The sequence below is a fragment of the Achromobacter sp. MYb9 genome (assembly GCF_002975275.1).
Taxonomy (GTDB): domain Bacteria; phylum Pseudomonadota; class Gammaproteobacteria; order Burkholderiales; family Burkholderiaceae_B; genus Achromobacter.
This window is the reverse complement of record NZ_PCOQ01000017.1, coordinates 37,672-59,256: the sequence shown is the minus strand read 5'-3', so window position 1 is coordinate 59,256 and position 21,585 is coordinate 37,672. Positions and strand designations below refer to the sequence as shown.

Annotated in this window: 25 protein-coding genes; 8 read left to right on the top strand and 17 right to left on the bottom strand. The window is 64.4% G+C overall.

The annotated features are described in order from the left end of the window. Positions 1-143 precede the first annotated feature (143 nt). Both CQ050_RS21615 and CQ050_RS21610 read left to right on the top strand, forming a co-directional pair. Positions 144-1,949, top strand: a complete 1,806-nt coding sequence (locus tag CQ050_RS21615; protein WP_199196889.1) for an ABC transporter ATP-binding protein/permease — start codon at positions 144-146, stop codon at positions 1,947-1,949. A 52-nt stretch (positions 1,950-2,001) separates the two neighbouring features. Next, positions 2,002-2,388 (top strand): Rieske (2Fe-2S) protein, encoded by a 387-nt coding sequence (locus CQ050_RS21610; RefSeq protein ID WP_105558871.1) that lies wholly within the window; start codon positions 2,002-2,004, stop codon positions 2,386-2,388. Positions 2,389-2,419: 31 nt separating this feature from the next. Here the strand turns inward: CQ050_RS21610 and CQ050_RS21605 are convergent, their stop codons facing one another. After that, positions 2,420-3,403: a bile acid:sodium symporter family protein gene (locus tag CQ050_RS21605; protein ID WP_105558870.1), complete on the bottom strand. Its 984-nt coding sequence runs from the start codon at positions 3,401-3,403 to the stop codon at positions 2,420-2,422. Positions 3,404-3,518: 115 nt separating this feature from the next. Here CQ050_RS21605 and CQ050_RS21600 point away from each other — a divergent pair, with 115 nt between their 5' ends. After that, entirely contained in the window at positions 3,519-4,361 is an 843-nt protein-coding gene (locus CQ050_RS21600; RefSeq protein ID WP_105558869.1) for a LysR family transcriptional regulator, read from the top strand. A gap of 114 nt (positions 4,362-4,475) precedes the next feature. Here the strand turns inward: CQ050_RS21600 and CQ050_RS21595 are convergent, their stop codons facing one another. The 7 genes from CQ050_RS21595 to CQ050_RS21565 form a co-directional block, all read right to left on the bottom strand. After that, a complete protein-coding gene (locus CQ050_RS21595) occupies positions 4,476-5,603 on the bottom strand; it encodes a cytochrome c (protein WP_233214212.1) in 1,128 nt (375 codons plus the stop codon). Beyond that, on the bottom strand, positions 5,597-6,388 hold the full coding sequence (locus CQ050_RS21590) for an ABC transporter ATP-binding protein (protein WP_105558868.1): 792 nt from the start codon (positions 6,386-6,388) through the stop codon (positions 5,597-5,599). Before CQ050_RS21590 ends, CQ050_RS21595 begins: the two co-directional genes overlap by 7 nt. Continuing rightward, positions 6,382-7,395: an ABC transporter permease gene (locus CQ050_RS21585; protein ID WP_105558867.1), complete on the bottom strand. Its 1,014-nt coding sequence runs from the start codon at positions 7,393-7,395 to the stop codon at positions 6,382-6,384. Before CQ050_RS21585 ends, CQ050_RS21590 begins: the two co-directional genes overlap by 7 nt. Further along, the gene (locus CQ050_RS21580; protein ID WP_105558866.1) at positions 7,382-8,413 is read right to left on the bottom strand and encodes an ABC transporter substrate-binding protein; all 1,032 of its coding nucleotides are present in this window, start codon (positions 8,411-8,413) and stop codon (positions 7,382-7,384) included. Before CQ050_RS21580 ends, CQ050_RS21585 begins: the two co-directional genes overlap by 14 nt. A gap of 154 nt (positions 8,414-8,567) precedes the next feature. Then, positions 8,568-8,885, bottom strand: coding sequence for a hypothetical protein (locus tag CQ050_RS21575; protein WP_105558865.1), 318 nt, complete (start codon positions 8,883-8,885; stop codon positions 8,568-8,570). A 230-nt stretch (positions 8,886-9,115) separates the two neighbouring features. Next, the gene (locus tag CQ050_RS21570) at positions 9,116-9,994 is read right to left on the bottom strand and encodes an N-formylglutamate amidohydrolase (protein WP_105558864.1); all 879 of its coding nucleotides are present in this window, start codon (positions 9,992-9,994) and stop codon (positions 9,116-9,118) included. Positions 9,995-9,996: 2 nt separating this feature from the next. Continuing rightward, entirely contained in the window at positions 9,997-10,989 is a 993-nt protein-coding gene (locus tag CQ050_RS21565) for a tripartite tricarboxylate transporter substrate binding protein (protein ID WP_105558863.1), read from the bottom strand. Positions 10,990-11,111: 122 nt separating this feature from the next. Between CQ050_RS21565 and CQ050_RS21560 the strand changes: the two genes are divergently transcribed. Further along, the gene (locus CQ050_RS21560) at positions 11,112-12,056 is read left to right on the top strand and encodes a LysR substrate-binding domain-containing protein (protein WP_105558862.1); all 945 of its coding nucleotides are present in this window, start codon (positions 11,112-11,114) and stop codon (positions 12,054-12,056) included. A 106-nt stretch (positions 12,057-12,162) separates the two neighbouring features. On the opposite strand, the gene CQ050_RS21555 is transcribed toward CQ050_RS21560, so the two are convergent. From CQ050_RS21555 to CQ050_RS21535, 5 genes are all read right to left on the bottom strand, one after another. Beyond that, entirely contained in the window at positions 12,163-12,378 is a 216-nt protein-coding gene (locus CQ050_RS21555) for a hypothetical protein (RefSeq protein WP_082386981.1), read from the bottom strand. A 102-nt stretch (positions 12,379-12,480) separates the two neighbouring features. Then, a complete protein-coding gene (locus CQ050_RS21550; RefSeq protein ID WP_105558933.1) occupies positions 12,481-13,593 on the bottom strand; it encodes an AGE family epimerase/isomerase in 1,113 nt (370 codons plus the stop codon). A gap of 148 nt (positions 13,594-13,741) precedes the next feature. Beyond that, positions 13,742-13,954: a hypothetical protein gene (locus CQ050_RS21545; RefSeq protein ID WP_006218759.1), complete on the bottom strand. Its 213-nt coding sequence runs from the start codon at positions 13,952-13,954 to the stop codon at positions 13,742-13,744. Positions 13,955-14,314: 360 nt separating this feature from the next. Next, positions 14,315-14,539: a hypothetical protein gene (locus CQ050_RS21540; protein WP_105558861.1), complete on the bottom strand. Its 225-nt coding sequence runs from the start codon at positions 14,537-14,539 to the stop codon at positions 14,315-14,317. An 83-nt stretch (positions 14,540-14,622) separates the two neighbouring features. Then, a complete protein-coding gene (locus tag CQ050_RS21535; protein ID WP_105558860.1) occupies positions 14,623-15,534 on the bottom strand; it encodes a DMT family transporter in 912 nt (303 codons plus the stop codon). A 160-nt stretch (positions 15,535-15,694) separates the two neighbouring features. On the opposite strand from CQ050_RS21535, the gene CQ050_RS21530 reads away from it, so the two are divergent. Both CQ050_RS21530 and CQ050_RS21525 read left to right on the top strand, forming a co-directional pair. Continuing rightward, on the top strand, positions 15,695-16,165 hold the full coding sequence (locus tag CQ050_RS21530; RefSeq protein WP_006226939.1) for an Lrp/AsnC family transcriptional regulator: 471 nt from the start codon (positions 15,695-15,697) through the stop codon (positions 16,163-16,165). Positions 16,166-16,279: 114 nt separating this feature from the next. Then, positions 16,280-16,513: a hypothetical protein gene (locus tag CQ050_RS21525; RefSeq protein WP_105558859.1), complete on the top strand. Its 234-nt coding sequence runs from the start codon at positions 16,280-16,282 to the stop codon at positions 16,511-16,513. Positions 16,514-16,580: 67 nt separating this feature from the next. Here CQ050_RS21525 and CQ050_RS21520 read toward each other — a convergent pair whose 3' ends face one another. The 3 genes from CQ050_RS21520 to CQ050_RS21510 form a co-directional block, all read right to left on the bottom strand. Further along, on the bottom strand, positions 16,581-17,174 hold the full coding sequence (locus tag CQ050_RS21520) for a YSC84-related protein (protein ID WP_105558858.1): 594 nt from the start codon (positions 17,172-17,174) through the stop codon (positions 16,581-16,583). A 216-nt stretch (positions 17,175-17,390) separates the two neighbouring features. After that, on the bottom strand, positions 17,391-17,645 hold the full coding sequence (locus CQ050_RS21515) for a hypothetical protein (RefSeq protein WP_105558857.1): 255 nt from the start codon (positions 17,643-17,645) through the stop codon (positions 17,391-17,393). A gap of 202 nt (positions 17,646-17,847) precedes the next feature. Further along, positions 17,848-18,726, bottom strand: a complete 879-nt coding sequence (locus CQ050_RS21510) for a MurR/RpiR family transcriptional regulator (RefSeq protein WP_105558856.1) — start codon at positions 18,724-18,726, stop codon at positions 17,848-17,850. A gap of 133 nt (positions 18,727-18,859) precedes the next feature. On the opposite strand from CQ050_RS21510, the gene CQ050_RS21505 reads away from it, so the two are divergent. Together CQ050_RS21505 and CQ050_RS21500 are read left to right on the top strand one after the other, a co-directional pair. Beyond that, positions 18,860-19,858: a tripartite tricarboxylate transporter substrate binding protein gene (locus tag CQ050_RS21505; protein ID WP_105558855.1), complete on the top strand. Its 999-nt coding sequence runs from the start codon at positions 18,860-18,862 to the stop codon at positions 19,856-19,858. A gap of 10 nt (positions 19,859-19,868) precedes the next feature. Beyond that, positions 19,869-20,822 (top strand): succinylglutamate desuccinylase/aspartoacylase family protein, encoded by a 954-nt coding sequence (locus tag CQ050_RS21500; protein ID WP_105558854.1) that lies wholly within the window; start codon positions 19,869-19,871, stop codon positions 20,820-20,822. Between the two features lie 59 nt (positions 20,823-20,881). On the opposite strand, the gene CQ050_RS21495 is transcribed toward CQ050_RS21500, so the two are convergent. Further along, positions 20,882-21,316, bottom strand: a complete 435-nt coding sequence (locus CQ050_RS21495) for a GNAT family acetyltransferase (protein ID WP_105558853.1) — start codon at positions 21,314-21,316, stop codon at positions 20,882-20,884. Positions 21,317-21,585 lie beyond the last annotated feature (269 nt).

The following is a 21,585-nucleotide window of genomic DNA, read 5'->3' as shown; positions in this document are numbered from 1 at the left end:
CTACGCCCGCATCGCAATACCGGATAGACGTCCCCCGGCAATGGTCCGTATGCACCAGGGGTTATCAGCCAAATAATAGCGCCGGTACCCGATAATGGCCGGTAGACGCCCTCCCGCCCCCCGCATCCGGTCCCCAGCCAGCCATGACTCCCCCTGACGCGCCGCCCAGCAACCGCGGCGGTTTTTCCACCTTGCGCACCCTGTTTCCCTATCTTTGGCCCCCGGGCATGACGGGGCTGAAAGTGCGCGTCGTCGCCGCCCTGCTCTGTCTGTTCGCCGCCAAGGCGGCAACCGTCTACGTGCCCCTGATCTACAAGCACGCCATCGACGAACTGGGCAAAGGCGCCCCCGGCGCCGTGACGGTACCGCTGGGGCTGATCCTGGCCTACGGCACGGCCCGGGTGCTGTCGTTGCTGTTCTCCGAACTGCGCGACGCCATTTTCGCGCGGGTCGGTCAGCACGCCATCCGCGCCGTCGGCCTGCGGATCTTCCGGCACCTGCACGCCCTGGCGTTGCGTTTTCATTTGTCGCGCCAGACGGGCGGGTTGACCCGTGCCATCGAACGCGGCACCAAAGGCATCCAGACGCTGCTGTCGTTCCTGCTGTTCAACATCCTGCCGACATTCTTTGAAATCGGCCTGGTCTGCATCGTGCTTTGGAAAATGTTCGATGTCTGGCTGGCGTTGGCCACGGGCGCGACCGTGATCCTGTACATGGCCTACACGCTTGCCGTCACCGAGTGGCGCGCCAAGTTCCGGCGCCAGATGAACGAGACCGACTCCGAGGCCAACACCAAGGCCATCGAAAGCCTGCTGAACTACGAGACCGTCAAGTACTTCGGCAACGAAGAGCACGAGGCGCGCCGCTACGACGCCTCGCTGACCCGCTACGAACGCGCCGCCGTGCGCAGCCAGGTCAGCCTGTCGATCCTGAACGTGGGCCAGGCCGCCATCATTTCGGTCGGCCTGACGCTGGTCATGTGGATGGCCGCCACCGGCATCGCCGAAGGCCGCTACACACTGGGCGATTTCGTGCTGGTCAACACCTACCTGCTGCAGCTGTACCAACCGCTTAGCTTCTTCGGCTTCATCTACCGCGAGATCAAGCAGGCCATCATCGACATGGAACGCATGTTCGAACTGCTAGGCCAGGACCGCGAAGTGGCCGACCACCCCGACGCGCACCCGCTGCGGATCTCGGGCGGCCAGGTCGAATTCCGCGACGTCCATTTCGGCTACGACGCGCGCCGCCCCATCCTGAAGGGCGTCAGCTTCACCATCCCCGCGGGCAAGACGGTGGCGGTCGTCGGCACGTCCGGCGCCGGAAAATCCACGATTGGCCGCCTGCTGTTCCGCTTCTACGACGCCGATAGCGGCGCCATCGTCGTCGACGGCCAGAACGTGCGCGACGTCACGCAGGCCAGCCTGCGCGCGGCGATCGGCGTGGTGCCGCAGGACACGGTGCTGTTCAATGACACCATCCACTACAACATCGGCTACGGCCGGCCCGGCGCAACCGATGCCGACATCCAGGCCGCTGCGCGGCTGGCGCATATCCACGACCTGATCATGACGATGCCCGATGGCTACCAGACCATGGTGGGCGAGCGCGGCCTGAAGCTGTCGGGCGGTGAAAAGCAGCGCGTGGCGATCGCCCGCACGATCCTGAAAAATCCCGCCATTTTCCTTTTCGACGAAGCCACCAGCGCGCTGGATACCCATACCGAACGCGAAATCCAGGCCAACCTGCGGGAAGTCAGCCAAGGGCGCAGCACGCTGATCATCGCCCACCGGCTGTCGACGGTCGCCGACGCGGACGAGATCATCGTGCTGTCCGAAGGCCGCGTCATCGAACGCGGCCGCCATCCGCAGTTGCTGGCGCAAGGCGGCGTCTACGCCGGCATGTGGGCCCGTCAGCAGGACAGCGCCCCGGTTTTGCCCGCCGATTGACAAGCCCCGCGCCCTGTCCGAAGATCGCACCCTTTTCCTCACGAGGCTTGCCATGCTGGATTCCCCCGCCGCCCCCGAAGTCCGAGTCTGCGCTGCCGCCGAGCTCGTCAACGGCGGCCTGGGCGTGAAAGTGCCGGTGACCGACAGCGCGGGCCGAACGACCGCGTTCTTCGTGCGCTATCAGGACCGCGTGCACGGCTACTTGAACCGCTGCGCCCACGTCGGGGTCGAACTCGATTGGGAAGGCAGCTTCTTTACCCGCGCCGGCGACCTGATCATGTGCGCGCGCCACGGCGCGACCTACCAACCCGACACCGGCCTGTGCGTGGGCGGTCCCTGCAAGAATGGCCGCCTGACGGTACTTGCCGTCGAAGAACGCGACGGCGCCGTGTTCTGGCAGCCCGGCGGCAAGATCCGCCCGCTGGACGATCAGGCCTGACTGACTGACCGACCGACCGGCCACCCGCTGGCTAAGCGCCCACCACCGCTTCCCGGGCCGGCTCCACGCGTTCCGCATAGCGGCGCGCCAACACGGCGCAGACCATCAGCTGCATCTGGTGGAAGATCATCAACGGCAGCACCACCACGCCCATCTGCGCGGTGCCGAACAGGACGGCCGCCAGCGGAATGCCCGAGGCCAGCGACTTCTTCGATCCGCAAAAGACCAGCGTAATCTCGTTTTCCTTGGACAGCCCGAGCTTGCGGCTGCCCCACGTCGTGATCAGCAGCACCGCCCCCAACAACATCGCGTTCACCAGCACCATCGTGGCCAGATCGATCGCGGGAAACGCATGCCAGATGCCTTGCGCCACCGCTTCGCTGAACGCGGTGTAGACCGCCAGCAGGATCGAACTGCGGTCCACCTTGGACAAGGCGCGGTTGTTGCGCTGCGCCCACGCCCCGATCCACGGCCGCAACAGGCTGCCCACCGCGAACGGCAGCAACAGCTGTAGCAGGATGCGCCCCGCATCGGCCAGGCCGTGCCCGCCGCCCTGGCGGTGCAACAGCACGGCCACCAGCAACGGCGTCAGCACGGTGCCCAGCAGATTGGACGCCGTCGCGGCGCAAATGGCGCCGGGCACGTTGCCGCGCGCCATGGACGTGAAGGCGATCGACGACTGCACGGTAGAAGACAGCGTGCAGACGAACAGGACGCCCAGCCACAGCGACGGCGCCAGCAATCCAGGGAACAGCGCCCGCAAGCCCAGGCCCAGCGCCGGGAACAAGACGAAGGTGCTTGCCAGGATCAGCCCATGCAAGCGCACATCCTTCACGCCCGCCACGATGGCGTCGGTGGACAGGCGCGCGCCGTGCAAGAAGAACAGCAACGAGATGGCGATGTTGCTGGCCACCATCATGAATGACGCACCCTTGCCCACCGCGGGGAAAAAGCTGGCGAAAACCACGGTGGCGATCAGGGTGAGCGTGAATGAGTCGGGCAGGAAGCGGCGCATGGCGAGAGGATTTTCCGAGAAGTTACGGAAAACTATAGGCGCGCCTCTTGCCATCGTGAAGTCCACTGATTACTTTAACTGTCATCGGAATATCCTATGACCAGCCGTCGCCGCCATGCTCAATCCCCTCTGGCTCAAGACCTTTGCCGCGGCCGCCGCCGCGCCCAGCTTTACTGAAACCGCCCGGCGCCTGGGCCTGACCCAGCCGACCGTCAGCGAACATGTCCGGCAACTGGAACAGGCCGTCAACCGCCGCCTGTTTCTGCGCGACACGCACTCGCTCACGTTAACCAGCGATGGCCGCAGCCTGCTGGTGCACGCGCAGATCATCCTAGACGCCCATGAACGGGCCGAACGGCTGTTCGATGCGCCCCGGCTGCGCGGCCGCGTCCGCCTGGGCACATCCGACGATCTGGCGATGGGACCGCTGCCCGACGTGCTGGCCGCCTTCCGGCTGGCGCATCCTGAAGTGGAACTGGACCTGACCATCGGCGTCACCAGCGAGCTCTACAAGCTGCTGGACGACAACGGGCTGGACGTGATGATCGGTAAACGCCGCCGCGGCGACCGCCGGGGCCAGACCCTGCACAAGGAAGCCTTGCTGTGGCGGGCCAAGGAAGGCTTGCGCATCGCCGCCGACGAACCGCTGCCGCTGATTCTGCTGCGCGAGCCCAGCGTGACCCGCACGCTGACGCTGGACGCGCTGGCGCGCGCCGGCCGCAGTTGGCAGATCGTCTGCACCAGCACCAGTTACGCCGGCTGCCAGGCCGCCGCCCGCGCCGGGCTGGGTATCACGGTGCAGCCCTCGCATCTGTCCACGGCGGGCTTGGCCGCACCTGCCGGAGCCGCCCAATTGCCCCCGTTGCCGCAAGTGGAATTCATCGTCATCGCGGCCCCTGCCCCCAACAAGCCGACGCGTGCGCTAACCGAAATCCTGATGCGCAGCACGCTGACCTGACCGGGCCAGATGTCCCGCCCCCCCATTTATGCATGGGCTTCGCCATCGCGGTGTTACCTTCCGCGCATTAGCCCTCCTCGGAAAGGTTCACATGCTGTCCAGGGCGGTAGCGCTTCAAGGCCTGCTGGAGGGCAACCTAATCGCCACACGATCCATTGCCATCAATAAATTGCCCAGCCCGCCGGGCGCCGCGCCATCGATTCGGCCGCCCGGGCCGCAGACGTTGTCGGCGCTGGTCCAGCTCGGCGCCGTGCCGGGCAGCCGGCGGGCACGCAACCAGCCGTGCCGGTCCACCATGAATTGCGCGCCGGCCAGCGCATCGGGCGGCACACCGGCCGCCAACGCATAGGCATCCCAGGCGCCGCGCGCGGCCGCCGTGCAATCGGCATTGACGTCGCCCACCGCGCCGCGGGTCAGCGCGATCGTCAATAAGCGCGGGTCTTGCGGCACATCCGGCGTGCCTGGCGCATGCGCTACCACGAGCAACGGCAAGCCACGCAATCCGCGCAGGGTCTCGGCCCGGCCATCGCGGCAAACCAGGCCCACCACTGGCGCGGGGATCGCCGGCATGCCTGCGCCGCCGCTCGTACCATACGCCCGCAAACGCAGATAGTCGAACACCCGCCAGATGTCGTCGGCGCTTAACACCGCCAGGAACCCGTGCTGCGACGAAGCGGACGGCTCGGCGCCCGGCAGCGTCCGATCCCCCTGCGCCACCCGCCAATGCAATTCGCCTTCAAGACGGTTGTCGAAAAGCGGCGCGCCCAACACGCTGGGCCATACGGGCAGACCGGCTGCACGCGGTCCCCGGCCGTCCGCCGCCACACCATGGCAGGCGGCGCAATGTGTCTGATACAGCCGCCCGCCCTGCAGCACGTTGGCGTCCGAAAACTCCAATGGCGAACGCTGGTAAGACGTGGTGTGCGCCTCCGTCAGCAGCATCTGTAGCCGCGGCCACGGCGCGCTAAGCGCCAGCACGCCCGCCAACGCCGTCAGCCCGTACTGCCAGCGCCGTAAAAGCAAGGCGCACACCAGTAGCGCCAGGGCAACGGCAGACTGCGCCAACGCCAGCCATAGCTGCCGCCACGTGTGCGCGCTGACGGGCAGGTCCGGGTCATAGCGCCACGCGAACGGCCAGTAAGACACGGTCAGCAACGCCTGCGGCTGCCGCAAAATCGCCACGGCAAAAGCCAGCCCCGCTAACCCCAGCACGGCCAACGCCAGCCCCAGTCGCCTCACCACGTCGCATCCAGCCCCAGCAAGGCCAGTGCGCGATGACGCAATACCGCCAGCCTGGGGTCGCCGCGATGCCGCGGATACGGCAGGTCGTTGACGATCTCGTCCTTGATCCGCGCGGGCCGCTCGCTCAGCACCACGATGCGCGACGCCATGAACAGGGCCTCTTCCACGTCGTGCGTCACCAGCAAGGCCGTGAATCCCGCGCGCTGCCACAGCTCGACCAGTTCGGATTGCATGGCGATGCGCGTCAGCGAATCCAGCTTGCCCAAGGGCTCGTCAAGTATCAGGATGCGGGGATCATTGACCAGGGCGCGGGCCAGCGCCGCGCGTTGCGCCATGCCTCCCGACAGTTGATGCGGATACGCCTTGCCGAACGACGCCAGACCGACCCGCCGCAACGCGTCGTCCACGCGATGACGTTCGGTGTTCAACAGGCCGCGCGCCTGCAAGCCCAGTGCCACGTTGTTCCACACGGTGCGCCAGGGGTACAACGTGGGATCCTGGAATACGACAATGCGTGATGGCGACGGCCCATCGATCGGTTCGCCGTCCGCCAGTAAGCCGCCTTGTACCGGCGGCTCCAAACCCGCCACCAGCCGCAGCAATGTCGATTTGCCGCAGCCGCTGGGGCCCAGCAGCGCCACGAACTCGCCCGGTTTGACGTCGAGATCGATGTTGTCCAGCACCGGCAAAGCCGCGCCGTCCAGGTCGAAATGATGATTCACGCCCTGCACGGTCAGTGCCGCGCCGCGCGAACCGGGCGCTTGCGCCACGGCTGCCGCTACCATTTCACCACTCCTTTCTGCCACGCCAAGAGGCGGTCGCGCCCCGCGAACAACAAGGTGATCAGCCCCGAGAACACCAGCGCCATGACGAATAGCGCGCCATACATGTTGGCGTAGGACGCCCAGCCCTGCGCCCACGACAAGTACCAGCCCAGACCGGACTTCACGCCCATCATTTCCGCGGCCACCAGTACCGAGAACGACGCGCCCAGCCCCATGAACAGGCCCACGAAGACCTGGGGCAAGGCAGCAGGAATCGCCACGCGCAACACCAGGAACCATTTATTCGCGCCCATCGTGCGCGCCACGTCGTAATAGGCGCGGTTTACACCCGCCACGCCGGACCACGTCAGCACCGTAACGGGAAACCACGTCGCCAACGCGATCAGGAACACCGCCGCCGACCAGCTGGAAGGAAAGAAGAAGAACGCCATCGGCAGTAACGCGGTGGACGGCACCGGCCCCAGAAAGCGCAGCACCGGATGCACCCAATAGCCCAGCCCGCGCGACCACCCAATTGCCACGCCCGTCAGGAAGCCAGCGGCCGCCCCAAGCAGGAAGCCATTGGCCAGCAGCCACAGCGAATTGACGAGGCTGTCCGCCAGGCGCTTGTAGTCGGTGACGTACACCTCGATCAACGACTGCGGCGGGGCGAAGAATGGGCTAGGCAACAGCGCCAGCTTCGCCGTCGCGATTTCCCAAGCGCCGACCGCGAAGGCAAGCGCCAGCAGCCACGGCCCGGCGCGCCTCAAGGCGCGCACCGGCCGTGCCTGCTCGACGCCCGACACCGCCGCCAGCAGAAGTAGCGCCGCCAGCCCCAAGGCCGCCACGCCGAACTCCCGCGTATAGCCCCAAGAAGAAAAGCCCACCTCCACGTTCGGCCACCCCAGCGTCACGCCACCCACGCCCGCCCACACGACGGCGGCGGTCATGCCCGTCTTCCACAAACGCCAGCGTGGCGCCGGCGCGATGCCCGCCACGCGATCAGGCAATGCGTCAACCGAGAACATCGGGCACCACCACTTTCGCATACTTATTGATGTCCAGGTTCGCGCTCAGCACCTTGATCGTCTTCAGATCCTTGGCGTAACCCACGATTTCCTCGCGCAGCGCAGACCCCGTGGACGCGTGCCCGTGGCTATGGCTGCGCAAGATCGCCGCCACGCGTTCGGGGGGCACCTTGCCGGGCACGTACGGCGCGAAGATACGCGCCGTCTCGTCGGGGTTGGACGCGGTCCAGCGCTGCGCGTCGATCACCGCGCGCGTGATGGCTGCTGCGGCTTCGGGATCCTTGCGAACCAGGTCGCCGCGCAAGCCCAGCACGCAGCACGTGCGGTTCTCGTAGTCACCCTCAATGTTGGTCGCGATCTCGCGCAGGTTGTTGTCTTCGCGCAGCGTGTAAATCAGCGGGTCGTCGCCTGCAATCGCGTCCACCTCGCCCTTTCTCAGCACCTCGCCGAACAGGTCCTGCGGATACTGACGCCAATCGACAGAATCGGGATCGATGCCCAGTTGCGCGACGCGGATCGCAAAGAAGTTCTTCACCGGGCTGGCTTGATCCGACACCGCGACGCGGCGGCCCTTCAAGTCGTTCACGCTCTTGATGGGCGAATCGTCAGCGGTCAGCAAGCGCATGCAGCCGCCGTGCGTGCCCACGGCGAGCTTCACGTCAAAACCCTGCTCCAGAGGCTTGAGCCAACGTAACGCCATGCCGATGCCGCCATCGGCGTGGCCCGTGGCGATCGCTTCCAGCAACTGATCGGTCGAGCCGCTGAAGTTGATGCGTTCGACCTTTAACCCGTACTTTTCGAAGAAGCCACGCTCAAGCGCCACGGACACGGGCGACTGGCAGACCGCCGTCTGGCTCCATGCAATCTTGAACGCGCGCGGAGCCGAATCGGCCGCCAGCACGCGCGAACCCAGCATGCCCAGCGGCGCGGCCAATCCCGCGACGCTTGCCGCGCGCAACAGGGCGCGGCGTGAGACTCCCCGCGCGGTAAGCGCGGCGAAATGGACGTTCGTATTCATCAACCTTCCTTTTGAGCAGACTGTGAATGGCGATGATTGCCATGCGGCATCATCAGCCTGCGCTCAGGCGTTCGACAAATACAAAGTCGGGATAACAATATGGGGCGCTGCGCCGGACATCACGCAGCCGGCCCGCCTGGGCCTGTCTTGCGCGCTACTCCGGCAGGTGGTCGGGCACGCCGTCCTCGTCCACGCTTTTCACGCGGTCCAATGCGTTGCGCGCCGCCGACATGGCTTCGATCGTGCTGCGGAAACGTCGGCTGACGAAGATCTCGAAGGGCTGGCCTTCGGACTTGGCCGCATCCGGTTCCGCGGCTTCCCTCCCTTGGCCGCCTGCGTCCCCGTCCGCCTCTCCGGGCTTGGGCTTTGGCGCAAGACGCCTCGTCTCCAGGAACGCCCGCGGCGGCGTGCGGCCCTCGGGTTGCGTCGCGTACGCCACCACCGAAAATCCGTTGATCGTCTTCTCTAGCATTACGGTTTCCTATCGCCACAGCCGAAGGCGGCGCAGCTCGTTGTTAGCGACAACGGCCCGGCGGAAGAAAACTTAAGTCTCTGAAAATGTGGCCCCCACGCCGCAGCCGCTGACGCGGCCTTGCTGCCCCCCAAGGGGGCTTTTTTTTCTCGGGGCGGCCCCACGAAAAAAACAGCCGGAATTGATCCACATCAATTCCGGCTTTTTGGCGCGTTTACGCACACGCGAGTCTATTTTGTCGACGTAACGGCGTTCATGCGGACCCGCACGTAATCGGCCACCTGCTCCAGCACTTGCGACAGATGACCCCGAAGCTGTTCGAAGCCCGGGTTGCGCTCGCGCGTGGCCTCGTCCATGTACAACGGACGCCGGATTTCCACTTGCAGGCTGTGACGGTTCAATGCCGGTTGCCCGATCTGCGCGATCAATTGCACGCCCTTGTAGGGATCGTTGCGCGCGACCGTATAGCCCAGATCACGCAGCGCCTTCTCGATCAGCGCGATGAATTCGGGCTCGCAGGTCGTACCGTCGCGGTCGCCCAACACGAAGTCCGCCAACGGATGTTCGCTCTGCCGCCCCAGACGTTCGTAGGCGTCATTGGGCATGGAATGCAGGTTCAGGTGCCAGACGGCGCCGAAACGCTGCTCGACCCGGTTGATCGCCTGCGACAGGGCCGCATGGTACGGCGCGTAGTACGCCTGAATGCGGTGCCGAACTTCGTCCAGCGACAGCTTGCGATCGTAGATCGGCGTGGCCTTGTCCATCCGGCGCCAGATCAAGCCCTTGCCCAGCCGCGTCTTCTCGCCCGGCGACAGCGGTTCGGGCCAGGGCTCGGCCAACAGCTCGGGGTCCAGGTCCTGCAACGTCCGGTTGGGGTCGATATACACGCGCGGAAAATTCGCTGCGATCAGCGTGGCGCCCAACGCGGGGGCCGCCGACCACAACGCGTCCACATGCGTGTCTTCGCCCTGGCGTAGCTGCGCGCGCGTCGCCGCGGCCCCGAAGTCATCGGGATAGCGTTCACCGCTATGGGGCGAATCACAGACCAGCGGCAGGGCCGGCCCTTGGGGTTCATGCACGGAAACCGCGTTGAAATCGGCGTTTCTCATCGTCAGTCAGCCTGGATGTTGGCGGCCTTGGCCACTTTGGCGTAGCGGGCCAGGGCCTGTTCGATCTGGACCTGGAACTCTTGCGGAGTCGTCGGCATCAGCGTACCACCCACGTCCTCGGCCTTCTTGCGGAACTCCGGGTCCTTCATCGCGGCGCGCACCGCCTGGTTCAAGCGGTCGACCACGGCGGACGGCGTGCCGGCCGGCGCCACCAGGCCGAACCAGCCGCCCGTGCCCATGTCGGGATAGCCCAGTTCGATGTAGGTAGGCACGTCCGGCAACAGCGGCGAACGCTCGGCCCCCAACACGGCCAGCGGACGCAATTTGCCGCCCAGCACCTGCGGCAACGTCGACGACAGGTTGTCGGTGATCGCATCCACCTGCCCGCCCATCACGTCGTTCAAGGCCGGGCCCGCGCCACGGTACGGCACGTGCAGCAGCTTGATGCCCGACAGCATCATGAAATTCTCGATGTTCACGTGGCCCAACGAACCCACGCCCGGCGACGCGAAGCTGTAGCGGTCGGCCGGCGCGCGCTTTGCCAGCGCCACGAATTCGGCCATGTTCTTGGCTGGCAGGTTCGGGTTGATCGCAAAGATGCTGGGCACGGCCACCACATTGGCCACCGGAACGAAGTCCTTTACCGGGTCGTAATTCATCTTGCGATACACGGCCGGGTTCGAGCCATGCGTGCTCATCGTGGCCATGCCGATCGTGTAGCCATCGGGCGTGGACCGGGCCACTTGCTCCATACCCATCGAACCGCCCGCGCCCGCCTTGTTTTCGACAACGATGGTCTGCTTCAGGTCGCGGCCAGCGTATTCCGCCACCAGGCGGGCGACGATGTCGGTCGAGCCGCCAGCGGCGAACGGCACCACCAGCTTGATGGGACGGGAAGGATAGTCGGCGGCTTGGGCGACACCGGCAAAGGACAGCGTGGCAAACATGCCGGCAAGCGCGAAACGCGCGGACCGGCCCAACAGGCGGCGGGACATGGAGCTACTCCGAAAATTGAAAAGTCGTTGTGGGTCTGCAGATACGGCCGCCAGTGTCCAAACTTTACGATCCCCTTTCAAACGACTATATTGCACTCCTTCATTACCAAAGGTCATGCTCAATGCGCCTGCACTCGCCGTCCATGTCAGAGTTGCACGCCTTCATCACGGCCGCGCGTCTGGGTAGCTTCACGCAAGCGGCGCAGACACTATGCGTGACCCAGGGCGCCATCAGCCGGGCCATCTCCCGCCTGGAAGCACATTTTGGCCAGCCCTTGATGCACCGGAACGCGCACGGGCTGACCTTGACCGACACGGGCAAGCGGCTTTACGAAGGGGCCCAGGCGCCATTGCAGGCGATCGAACTGCTCAGTACCGAACTGCGGGCCGACGACCGCCGCTTCCGCCTGACGTTGTCTACCGTTCCCACGCTGGCCAGCGCCTGGCTGGTGCCGCACCTGCCGGATTTCCACCAGCGCCATCCCGAGATCCAGCTGAGTTTCGCGGCCTATCGGCGCAATGAGGACTTTTCAGGCGCAACGCCGGATGCCAGCATCCTGTCCGGGACGCCCGAACAGTGGCCGGGCTGGCAGGCCGATTACGTAATCGGTCGGGAAATGGTGGTGATCTGCCACCCGGGCCGGTTGGCGGCAAGGCAGACCCAGGGCCTGTGGAACACGCCGCACGGCCTGCTCGGCGAACCGCTGCTGTATCACTCGAACGGCAAGGACAACTGGGCGCAATGGTTCACCGCGGCAGGCGTGCCCCGCGACGCCGTCACGCTATCCAACGGTTTCGATCAAGTTTCCATCCTGGTCCGTGCCGTGATGGCCGATATGGGGATCGCGGTACTGCAACGCTGCCTGGTGCGCGACGAGCTCCAATCCGGCCGTGTTGCCGCTCCATTTCCCGATCTGCCCATCCGCCTCAGCCGCGGCTACCACCTGTGCGCGCCCGCCCAGCGCCGGGATCACTACGCCCTGGCCTGCTTTCGGCAATGGCTGCAGCAAACCGCCAGCGCGGATCCCGACGTCGTGGCCGCCAGCCCCGGCCGGCAGGCGGCTTGAGCCAGCGGCGCGGAACCATAACGTTTCACAAATACCCTGCGAACAATTTCAAAATGAAACGGGCCTCTTCTCAGAGGCCCGGTCGGCATACGGTAACGCAGCGCGATCAAGGCGCGAGCTTGAAACCCAGGTCCACGCCCCACTTGTCCGTTTCACGCAGCCATTTCGCCCCGCAGCTCAGGCAGCGGAAGTGGTCTTCACGGCTTTCCTCACGCCCTTTCTGGGTGGGATTGGTGAAACCTTGATGCCCCAGGTGCGAATGCGGCGCAACGCCCGACAGCCCCGGGTTAATGCGTTGGCAAGCCAAGCACATAACGCTCATTGATGCTTCCCTACAAACAGTGTTAGCAAATTGTAAGGGATTTCACCAATGTTTTTCTATCAAATCCTAACAATAGAGCGACAATAATTGTTAACGCCGCAATTAAACAACGCCCGGCAAGGCGGCCAGGCAGGTTGCCAGATGATAGGGCGACGTCGAGGGCATGTCGGCGCGCACCACCGCCCCGCTTGCGTCCAGGCATTCGAACCAGCCCCCGTCATGCAGGAACCGGGCGCGGAAATCGGCCAGTCCTGACGCCAGCGCGGACCGATCGCCCAGCACCGCCAAGGCGCGCAGATATTCCGTCTGCGCCCAGATGCGCCGGGTGCCGTCGATAACGGCGCCCGATTCGTCCAATGACGCCAGCACGCCCGGCCCGGCAACATCCACGCCATGCTGGCGCGACCACAGCACGGCGCGCGGCAGCGATTCCACCAGGTCCAGCCCATCGAAAACCTCGGCGGCGCCATGCACCAGCGACAGCCATTCAAACTGGTGCCCCGGTTCAAGGCGGTTATCCGCCGTGCCTTGCAACGCTTCCGAAATGCACTGCGTTGGCGCATGGACGAAAAACTGGCTGATCGCCTGCGCCAAACTGCGCAAATGCTGTGCGAACAGCGCGGGCTCGGCCACCTGCGCCGCCGCCAGATACGCCTCGGTCAGGTGCATCATGGGATTCTGCGCGGGCGGGCGCAACGGCTGGCTAAAGTCGGGGCTGAGCGCAGCGTGGTACAGCCCGTCGCGGGTCTTGAAACGCGCCTCGATGGTTGATGCGGTGGCCAGCATCAACTTGCGGGCATCGGCTTGGCGGCTGCGCTGAAAATAGGCGGCGCACGCCAGCACGACAAACGCATGGGTATAGAGATCCTGGGTTTCGTCCAGCGGCCGCGCATCGGCGTCCACGCTGTACCGCCAGCCGCCCTGTGCGTCGTCGCGGAACACGCGGCGCAACGATTCGAACAGGCGGTCCGCATGCTGGCCGGCGGCCGCGCCGGGCGCCTGCGAAAACACGTACAGTTGGCGCGCGCAGGCCATGGCACGGTAGCGCACCGGTGCAAGCGGCGCACCCGTCGCGGCATCCAGCGATTCGTAAGGGAGACCGGCCGCGTCATTGAAACCCTGCCCCATCCACAAGGGCAGAATGACGCTATCGAAATGTTCGCGCAACGCGCGGACATGATCCGCGAGAGAGTGGTTGGTCTGTGCGGCAGTCATCTTGGAACGACGCATGCCCGAATAGGGCCCCAGGTTTTGGAGCAGCAACGATAACCGAAATTTTCGTCGCAAACTTTCGAGCATTCTCCGCAGCGTCATGCACGCACAGACCGGTTCAACCGCTTAGCTTCGCCCAAGGCGCAATGCCCTATCGGAAGATATTTTCCTCAACCCAGTTCTGCGCGAAAATTTCCGCGCGATCACGTGCTTCGTCCAACGAAGCGCAGTTGCCCAAGTGGGAAAACGCGGCATCCACTTCGGTGCCGCCCTCGGCCGTTACCGTCAGCAAAACGCCATATCCGCCGGTATCCATGGCCGCTGTGGAAACGTCGATCAGTACTTCCTGGTCACGATGCTGCATGTGCTACCTCCCAGTCGGTTACCTAAACGCGTGAACCACGCGTGACGTGGCGGGTGGAGAAAATCCCGCATAAATAAATAGACCTGAAAGCGTCACGCAAGTTCATCTTACTGGCGACAAAGCCCGTGCGATACGTCTGGAAGATGCCAAACCGAACATTCCGTCTCAGGAGATTCCCGTACTGTCCGGCCAATAGCCGCGAACGGGCGACATACTGCGAAATCATTCGCAAACTATGCCGATATTCGGGCCAAGGACCACGGGCAGCCGCGATGCGGGGACGATTGATTGGCAGCCGGGACCGGATGGCAGCCAGGACGGGATGGCAGCGCCTGGCACACCTGCCAGCGTGCTTGCCGGTCAACGCACGTGTATTGCGCCCGGCTCTTCCATACGCAGGGCAAGCTTGCCCTTTTCGGTGATCGTCCAGCGGCCGTCGACGCCGGCCTGAACGCAACGCAGGGTGACCAGCGCCTTCGCGACTTCATCGGGCACGTCGACTTGAGCGGTGCCGGGTTCGGAACTGTCAGCCACCAGCCGCAGCCAACGACTCAATTCGCCTTTTTGGAAACGATGCAATGCCATGCGTGGTTCTCTCTTGAATCCCTCAACGATAGCACGCCCGCCTTCCCGCCCCAGGGTCAGGCCAGCAACCATTCCAGGGCGTTCTAGGAAGGACGCAGCACCATCGCCCGCTTGAATCGGGCGGCCACGGCGGACGCGGCCACGCTTGCGCCGATGAGCGACAGGCCCAACACCAAATCGCCCGACATGCGTTCATGGAACACCAGCGAGGACACGATCAGGCCGATCACCGGCACGCACAGCATCGCAATCGACGTGGCGACAGGCGGCATCTTCTGCGTCATGCCCAGCACCACGATGAAGGTCAACGCCGTGGCCAGCGGGCCCGTATAAAGGATGATGGGCCACGCCTCGGGCACGGCCAGAAAATCCGGCGTACCGTCGCGCATCCACGCCAGAGCAGCCAGCGGCACCGTCGCGATCGCGGTTTGCCAAGGGATCATGTCCGCCCCCAGGCGCACATGCCGGTTGCCGCGCAGCTGGATGATGTTGCAGGCCCACGCGAACGAGGCGCCCAGCAGCATGACCAGGCCGATCACCGTATGCGCCTGCCACGGGCTGAACGCCGGCGCGACGATCACGCCGATGCCTGCGTAGCTCAACGCGGTGGCCAACCATTGGCCGGCCGACAAGCGCTCTTTCAGGATCAGCGCCGACAACGGAATGACCCAGATCGAAGTGGCGTAGGCGATGACGGATGCGCGTCCGGGCGCCACGTATTGCAGCGCCCACAGCGCCAACGCGGTAAATGCGCCCATCTGCAACAGCGCCACGCCCGCTACCAACGGCCATTCCTGCCGCGTCGGCAGGCGCAGGCGTCCCATGGCGCCCAGCACCAGCACGCTGATCAGCGCCGCCGACCCGAAGCGGCTGGCGGCCAGCCACAGCGGGCTCATGTGCGTCAGCCCCAACTTCATGACCGGCCAATTCCCGCCCCAGACCATGACCGCGCCGATCAATGGCAAAAACTTGCGCAACGTGCTTTGCTGACTCATTACTGCCCGGTCTACTGCTTGATTATTCTGCACTTTGGCCGATTAACCAAAGGAAGAAATAGTCTATAGGGTAAACCCCGGCATATTTCACTTCAATTCACTTCGATAAACTCTTCCCACAGCACAAAGCGACTGCACATTCACCAGACCTAGGTAACTTATGCCGGAAATCAACCTGGATGCCACTGACATCCGAATCCTCAACGAACTTCAGCGCGATGCGAGACTGACGAATGTCGAGCTTGCCGCCCGCGTGAACCTGTCAGCCTCGCCCTGCCTGGCTCGTGTTCGCCGCCTGGAAACCGAGGGCTTGATCGATCGCCGCGTCACGCTGCTGAACGCGCGCAAACTGGGGCTGAAAGTCAACGTGTTCATCCAGATCTCGCTGGACAAGCAGCGCAAGGCCGCCCTGGACGTCTTCGAGCGCGAAATCGCCGTCCTGCCGGAAATCATGGAGTGCTATCTGATGTCGGGAGACGCCGACTATCTGATCCGGGCACTGGTGCCGGATGTGGACGCGCTGGAACGCCTGATCGTCGAGCACATCACCCGCATCCCGGGCGTCGCCAGCATCCGTTCAAGCTTCGCGTTGAAGCAGGTGCTGTACACCACCGCGGTTCCGCTCGCTTGACGATACCGCGCGTCGCTTTTCGGAAACTTGCGGGATGCCGCCGCCCCCCGCACAATGAGCGCGTCGGCTGCTATCACGCCGGCATCCCTCCCATCGCTTAGCAAGGAGCAAACCATGCCCGAAACTGAATGGTTCCCCGGTGGCACGCTACCCGATCGTCAGGGCTACTTTGAAGTGGAATTCGACACAGGCGAAACTGAAATCACGCGCTACGGCATGCTGGGTTGGGAACCCGAGCAAGACCGCGGACGCATCGTGCGCTGGCGCGGCCTGGATCCGGATATCGAAGAAGCCGAAATGCAGCGCGAAAACGCCGTGCGCACCAATGGCGACACCCTGCTCGGCTAAGCACGCCGACCCAAAAACAAAACGCCGCGGAGAAATTCCGCGGCGTTTTGTCTTGAGCGCTACGCGCTTACCAGTTGAGCTTGGAGATCTTGGTGCCGGCCAGCGAGACGCCAGCCATGAGGCCGCCGTTGTTCATCACGAAACCGACAATCGGTTGCTGCGCCGTATTGGTATCGATACGGCCGTTCGCGCCCACATTCACGACCGCCACCGTGGCATCGGCGCCGACGGTCCAGCCGCTGCTGTTGCGGAACTTGTTCAGCGCATCATCCGTCATGAACAGCAACACCATGGCCTTGGATTGCGCACCGGCCTGGAAGCCGATCGAACCCGCGGTCGTGCTGTAGTAGCCCGCATTGGCGCCGCCGACTCGCAGCACGCCATTGCCATGCTCGGCGCCTACGATGAAGCTGCCGCTCAGCACGTCAGGAAACACCAGCACGCCTCTTGCGCGCGCCACCAATTCCTTGGATTGCGGCGAGGCCTCGTACAGCTTGGTCAACGTGGCGTTGGCCGCGCTGTTCATCGACTCGCGCTTCTCCGAGGATGTCGCGGAGTCTTTGGGGCTGGTGGTGGAACAGCCTGCGAACAGCAGACTCGCTACACCGATCGTCGCCGCCGCCAGGCCAACACGACGCAGGACAGGAAAAGTATCAAACATGGAACTCTCCTTTTTGTTGTCATCCGCTACCACTGTACCGGCCAAACCCACCGGTATACGGCACGCGATTGTGATAAACGAAACAAAACCTACGGTTGCCGCTTCCCTTAACGCGTGCCGTCCTCAAATGTCATGCGCCTGCCAGACCCATCGAAGCTGTCGAAAACCAGCAACATTTGGTAGGGCGATGGCGGGACAATTGCGGGGTCCGCGCCCTTATAGAATGCCATAACGGGGCTCGCCCGTGGCCTTGTCCACCGAAACAATCCCCGACAGCACCAATTCGGCATGGCGCCTTGCTACCGCCGCATCCGCGAACGTCACGAATCTGGGCAAGGACCAGCGCTGGAGGCCTTCGCCGTCGCCCGACCGTCGGACCGTCACTTCGATGGCCAGCACGCCAGTATCCAGGCTCACGATCTCGCATCCCACTTGAAAACCATCGATATGGCGCTGCGGCCACGCGCTCATGCTTATTGCTCCTGAAACGGTTGTATCCGGGCGCAATATGCCAAAAATAGAAGCGCTTGAAAAGGAGTCCTTTCAACGGGTCATGACGCACTAATCGAGGTAGTGCGGGCGCATCTTGCAGAGGGTAAAAAACCACGCGAATTCGGACTTTTTGACCCCCCGGCGCGTTTTTCGGGATGGCGGGAAATGAGGGGCCGGCGCCCTACTTCGGTGCCAGGTCTTCGCCCGCTGGTCGGATCCACTTCGACTCCCACAGATCTTCCCCGCGTTCCAAGGCCGCGCCCAGCGCTTTGCGGCTGCGCTGCGCGACAGCGGCCAACAACGCGTTGCACACTGAAAACGCCGCCGTATAGGAATCGAACGGGGACGCGCTTGAACTGCGCGCGACCAGCACATGGTGCGCCGATGCGGCCGCAGGCGCCGACGCAGCGTCCGTGATCAGCACCACCTTGCCGCCCCGCTGCCTGAAGACCTTCACCGCATTCGCCGTGGCAACCGAATACCGCCTGAAGGTGAACGCCAGCAGCACATCGTCGGGGCCGATCCACAGCAACTGGTCTTCCAGGAACATTGGCCCCGGCCCGCCTATCGGCCTGACCGCCGGCAGGCACAGATTCAGGTACAGCGCCACATGGCTGGCCAGAGGCGCCGCTTGCCGCAAGCCCAGCACATGCACGCGGGATTTGCGCTGCGTCAGCAGGCGCACGGCGCCTTCGAATGCCCCCACGTCGAGGGCGGCGAACGTCTCCTGCAGATTGTGCTGATCATGCAGCAACGCGTTGTGCAGGCAGGCCCGCGCCGACGGATTGTCGCCGCTGACCGCGTCGGCGCGTTCGCCCGGTGAAGCCAGGCGCGCCGTCACTTCCGAACGCGCCTCCATCTGCGCCTGCGCATAGCTCTCATAGCCCAGCTTGGCCAATAAGCGGACAACGGTGGACGCGCTGGTGCCGACGCGCTTGGCTAGCGCAGTCGCCGATTCCAGCAGGCTTTGCGGATAGCGCGCCTGCATCTCCTCGACCAGCAGGCTTTCGGCCTTGCTGAGCTTCTTGGCGTAGGTGGCGATGCGTTGGTTCAGATTCATGATGGCAGCGATTCCACAATAGGCGGCACTAGGTGATAACCCCAAATTTCACAATATTCATTGCATCTTATATTCTTGCCTGCAACGAGTATTGCAAAATAGACCAATCCGACTTCGACCACAAGAGAGCGCCATGAAGCACCCCTCCGCTGCGCCGTCCCTGATGCGCCGCAGCCTCGTCCTTGCCGGGCTGGGCGCAGCCGTCCTGCCCCTGGCCGCACGGGCCAATGCCTACCCCTCCCGTCCCATCACGCTGGTCGTGCCGTTTCCCGCAGGCGGATCCGTCGACCTGATCGGCCGTATCTACGCGGACGCGCTGGGCCGGGCGCTGGGCACGACCATCGTCATCGAAAACCGCGATGGCGCAGGCGGTGCCATCGGCAGCCAGCGCGTGGCGCGCGCCAAGCCTGACGGCTACACGCTGGTCGCCTCGTCGCAAAGCTCGCATCTGGCCAACCCGCTGATGCGCAATGATCTGGGCTACGACCCGATCAAGGATTTCATTTCGATCTCGCAGTTGTCGCGCACGCCGAATGTGCTGGTGACGAACATCGACGTGCCAGCCAAGACCCTGACGGAATTCGTCGCGTTGCTGAAGGCCCGTCCCGACGAGCTGCACTACGCAACGGCCGGCATCGGCAGCATGGGCCAGCTCAACGCGGAACTGTTCAAGAACACCCTGCAGGTGCAGGCCATGCATGTGCCGTACCGTGGCGGCGCGCCCTTGATCAACGCCCTGCTGTCCAACCAGGCGCAATTCGCGCTGGACAACCTGGCGCCCTTCCTGCCCCACATCCAGGTAGGCAAGATGCGCGCGCTGGCCGTGGCGGCGCCCAAGCGCCTGGACGCCCTGCCCGACGTGCCGACCTTCGCCGAATTAGGCTACCCGGTCCTGAACGCAATGTCGTGGATCGGGCTGGCTGCCCCGGCCGGCACGCCGGACGACATCGTCCAGACCCTGCTTGCCGCCGTGCGCACCGCCGCCAGTCAGGACGGCATGCCGCAAGCGCTGGAGAAGGCCGGCGCCCTGCCGCCAGAAAACCAGACTCCGCAACAGTTCACCACCATGATGACCGAACGCCTGGCGCTGTATAAAGACCTGATCGACCGCGCCGGCATCCGCCCCGAATAGGCCCCATCCCATGCAAAATCCCGCTTTCGAACCCGACACCGCCCCCCTTGAAGTCCTGCCCCGCGACCTCTCGGCCTACCGGGAGGGCAACACCGGCATCCCTTACGTCCACCGCTTCGAGTCCGGCGTACCCGGCCCGCACGTGCTCATCAATGCCATCACCCACGGCAATGAGATCTGTGGCATGGTCGCCGCGACCCATCTGCTGGACACCGGGGTGCGGCCGAAGATTGGCACGCTCACGGTCAGCTTCGCTCACGTCGAAGCGTATGAGGCGTTCGACATCGACCAGCCCTACGAAAATCGCCAGCTGGTGCACAACCTGAACCGCATCTGGTCCGCAGCCATGCTGGACGGCACTGAAGACAGCCCCGAATTGCGCCGCGCCCGCGAACTGCGCCCGGTGCTGGATGCCGCCGATTTCGTCCTGGACATCCATTCGACCCGCGCGCCGGTCCAGCCATTCTGGGTTTACAACGAGATGGACCGCAACACCGCGCTGGCCGCCGCCGTGGGCGCGCCGTTGGTGCACCTGGTCATGCCGCAGCACAAGTTCCCGGGCACGGGCGTCATGGGCTATGGCCATCACGGCGATCCGCTATCTGACAGCGGCGGTTCGCTGGTGGTGGAATGCGGGCAGCACTTCGCCAAGTCCGCCGCCGACCTGGCCACCGATGTCTCGATGCGCTTCCTGGCGCACACGGGCCTGATCGATACCCCGGCCGGCGCCGTGCCGCCCCCGGCCCCGCAGCGGTACCGCCTGCTGGAGGTCCACATGGTGAAGTCCGACGACTTCCGCTTCACGCGCCCGGTCATCGGTTTCGAAACCTTCGACAAGGACGAGCTGATCGCCATGAACGGCACCGAAGAAATCCGCTCGCCATGCGACCGCTGCACGATCTTCATGCCGACCCGCATGCCGATCATCGGCCGCGAAGCCGTCTACCTGACCGTCGCGATCTAAGCAACGGCTGCGTCGGCCGCGGACGGATCCGGCACATCCCCGTGCCAGATCCGTTCCGCTTAAAGGTCAGGGATCAGCCGCTTGCCCAGGCTGACCACCTCGTCTTGCTGAAACCCCAGCGATTCGTAAAACCCTTGCACCGCCACGTTGCCCGTGCGGATCAGCAGATTGATCTTGGGGCACCCCATTTCCAGCAGCTTTCGCTCCACCGCGCGCATCAGCGCGGTGGCGTAGCCGCGCCGCTGATGCGCGGGCGAAACCGCCAGGTAGTTGATCCAACCGCGATGGCCGTCATAGCCCCCCATAAGCGTGCCCACGAGCGCGCCTTGGGCCTCACCCACCAGGAAGAGATCGGACTGCACGGTCAGCTTGCGCGCGATGTCTTTCACCGGATCGTTCCAGGGTCGCGTCAGGCCGCAATCGTGCCATAGCTGAACGATGGCGCACTCATCGGCGGCATGGTAGGGCCGGATGGAAAGATCTTGAGGGGTCATGCTTCGTTCCTTTGACATAGAGGACGAAAGCCTGGAGATACGCCTCGCGAGCGGGAACGGCAAAGCACAAACAAAAAGACCACGAGGGGTATCGTGGCCTTCAGGATGAAGCGCCGAAAATTCAGCGCCTGAACGTGACTTGCCACTCAACGTAGACGTCGAGTGATTCGTCGGTTATCTGCCCGGCGTGCCGGCGCGAAGTGCATTGCGTTCATGCAAACGAGCATACACGAGCCCTTGCGCGGCAGGCAACACCATGCAACGCGGCT